This window comes from Halomonas heilongjiangensis (assembly GCF_002879645.1).
Classification (GTDB): Bacteria; Pseudomonadota; Gammaproteobacteria; order Pseudomonadales; family Halomonadaceae; genus Halomonas; species Halomonas heilongjiangensis.
Genome location: NZ_PNRE01000089.1, coordinates 1 through 2,898 on the forward strand (window position 1 = coordinate 1; position 2,898 = coordinate 2,898).

Genomic DNA, 2,898 nt, shown 5'->3' on the forward strand with positions numbered 1-2,898 from the left:
TGGCGCCATCCTTGCCCACCTCCATGCCCTTGGCGACGGCCGGGAAGGCCAGGCCATGGCAGGCATCGACCCGAATCACCACCCCGTCCATGTCGACCTCGGGTACGGCCGCCGCCGACACCTTGCCACTCGCGGCCTGGTCGAGATAAAACGGCAAGCGCGACAGGCCGTGGGAGGGCAACCCATCCCGCTCGGCAGCGAGCAAGGCCTCCACCCTTCACCGCCGCCTCCGGCTCACCGAACCCACGCGCCCGCATAGCCGCCATGGCAAGCGACCGGGCCTCGTCATAACTGATGCTGACCGTCTCACTCATGCACTACCCTCATCGACATCACCCACCGTATCCGGCCAGAACCAGCGCCATCCCATTACTACTCTTGCATAGGATACATGACACATGATGGTCAAGTGTCATACAGACCTTATCCCGCTATAATGCAGATCAAGGTCAGGATCAATCGGCTGCAGCCGATGCAGAGTGGACAGGATTGATGATATGAATCAGCAGATTACACCGACATACCGGCCGCTTTACCAACAGATCAAGGAGGCCCTGCTAGCCCGGGTGGTGGCGGGAGAGTGGCCACCCGGCACCTTCATTCCCAGCGAGTCTGCCCTCGCCGAGCAGTATGGTGTCAGCGTGGGTACCCTGCGCAAGGCACTGGATGCCCTGGCCAATGACAAAGTGGTGATCCGCTATCAGGGCAAAGGGACGGTAGTGGCCACCCACGACAGCGATCGCTCCCTGTTCCAGTTCTTCCGGCTGATCGGCCTCGATGGCAGCCGGTGCCTGCCCATTTCGCGTGTGCTGACAAGAGAACGCCGAGCGGCTACCCACGAAGAAGCCGGCATGCTTGAGCTGCAAAAGGGAGAAGATGTCGTTCATATTCGCCGGATCCGGGAACTGGATGACCACCCCGCCCTGCTGGAGGACCTGGTCGTCTCGGCGACGCGCTTTGCCGGGCTGGAGCGAGAGCCAGCCCCCCTCCCCAACACCCTGTATCACCTCTATCAGCAACGCTTCGGCCACAGCGTGGCCCATGCCGAGGAGAGAATCTTCGCCGTTGCCGCCGACGCAGAACACCAGGCGCATCTCGGCGTCGAGATCGGCTCGCCGTTACTCGAAATTCGCCGCATCGCCAAGGACCTGCAAGACACGCCGCTGGAGTACCGTATTTCCAGATGCGAAACACAACATCACTGTTATTTTAACGAGCTATAGCCGTTTGACGAATCATGGTTTGCAACGAGCAGAGCCAGCGGAAACACCCACAACTCAAGGAGGCGTCGCCTTTTCAGACAAGGCCAAAATGGATGAAGGTCAGCACCAGCAGTAGCAGGAACAGCGTCTCCGCCGCCATCAAGATCACCGGTTTCCAGCCGACCACCGCCAGCTTCTGGAAGGACGTCTTGATTCCCAGGGCGGCGATCGCCGTCACCAGGCACCAGCGCGACAGGTCCGTCAAACCCTCGGCCACCATGGGAGGAACGAAGCCCAGGCTATTGACAATCACCAGCAGCACGAAGGCCACGAGAAACCCCGGCAACATCGGCACCTTCTTACTACCTCCCTCCTCGCGACGGGCATGGCGAAACAGGAACATGAATGCCAACACCACCGGCACCAGCATGGCAACCCGCAACAGCTTGACGAAGGTCGACACATCGCCGGTGCTCTCGGAGATGAGGTAACCGGCACCCACCACCTGGGCCACATCATGAATGGTCGCCCCAAGAAAAATGCCGGCCTCCTTGTCACTGAGCCCCAGCACCCCGACGATCAGCGGATAAGTAATCATCGCCAGGGTCGACAGCGTCGTTACCCCCACCACGGTGAGGATGGTCTGCCGCTCGCTGTGTTCATGACGTGGCATGACCGCCGACAGCGCCAGCGCCGCCGAGGCGCCACAAATGGCCACCGATCCGCCGGTCAACAGCCCCAAATCGCGGCGGAGCCCCAACAGTCTGGCCAATACCACGCCAGCCAGGATGGTCAGCGACACCCCGGCGATAACGGTCACGACCGGACCGATGCCCAGCCCCGTGACCTGCTCGATGGTGATCCTCACCCCGAGCAGGGCGACACCAAGGCGAAGAATGATGCGGGCAGCAAATTCGATCCCTGCGACGCAGCGCCCTTCTTCGGAAAGGAAATGCAGGGCCATGCCGAACAGCAGTGCATAGAGCAGCGTCGGCCCCCCATAGTGATCGGCGATGAAGGTCGTGGCCAAGGCGATGGTAATGCACACCAACACCCCCTGCCCCACCTTGGGTATCGTGCTGAATGCCTCCTTGGCATAACCCAGGGGCCAGCCAAGAGCCCGCTTGCTGCGCTCGAGAGTCATAAGAAGCGATCCGTATGGGTTCGTTTGCGAAAAGGTTCAGGCATCCGGGCACGCCGGGATGGAACCGACGTGCACGGATGCCTGAACGAGGAGGTGACACGCCCCGCGTGACCTGCCCGTCACGGCATGACCATCCGATGGCTGCTTAGCGTTACGGAAGGTGGGGCCAACATAGCGCCGGCCGTGGCTCAAGCGCTCTCGAAGAGCCGGGTCAGCACGAACTCACGATGCCCCAGCGCCTCGGCGGCCGTATGGCGACCATTGGCGGTGCGCAGCATCATCTCGAGCAGCTGATCGCCGGCTTCGTCCATGTTGACCTCGCGTGCCAGCAGCCCGGCCACATCGACGTCGATATGCTCCCCCATGGTTCGCACCGTCCGAGGGTTGGCACAGATCTTGATCACCGGAAGAATGGGATTGCCGACGACATTGCCCTGGCCGGTGGGAAAGAAATGCACCACGTATCCCGAGGCGGCACAGAGAGTGACCATCTCCGCCGCTGCCGAGGAGGAATCCATGAACCACAGCCCCGGCTTGTCCGGCGCCTCGGCC

Annotated in this window: 3 protein-coding genes and 1 pseudogene; 1 reads left to right on the forward strand and 3 read right to left on the reverse strand. The window is 61.8% G+C overall.

The features are described 5' to 3' along the window. Positions 1-205 (reverse strand): Ldh family oxidoreductase (locus C1H66_RS18900; protein WP_240618401.1); only part of this gene is annotated, 205 nt, incomplete at its 3' end. Between the two features lie 292 nt (positions 206-497). Between C1H66_RS18900 and C1H66_RS18905 the strand changes: the two genes are divergently transcribed. Then, on the forward strand, positions 498-1,223 hold the full coding sequence (locus tag C1H66_RS18905) for a GntR family transcriptional regulator (RefSeq protein ID WP_102629430.1): 726 nt from the start codon (positions 498-500) through the stop codon (positions 1,221-1,223). Between the two features lie 73 nt (positions 1,224-1,296). On the opposite strand, the gene C1H66_RS18910 is transcribed toward C1H66_RS18905, so the two are convergent. Both C1H66_RS18910 and C1H66_RS18915 read right to left on the reverse strand, forming a co-directional pair. Beyond that, positions 1,297-2,346, reverse strand: a complete 1,050-nt coding sequence (locus C1H66_RS18910; RefSeq protein WP_102629431.1) for a YeiH family protein — start codon at positions 2,344-2,346, stop codon at positions 1,297-1,299. Between the two features lie 188 nt (positions 2,347-2,534). After that, positions 2,535-2,898: pseudogene (locus C1H66_RS18915) on the reverse strand (UxaA family hydrolase); the annotation flags it as partial.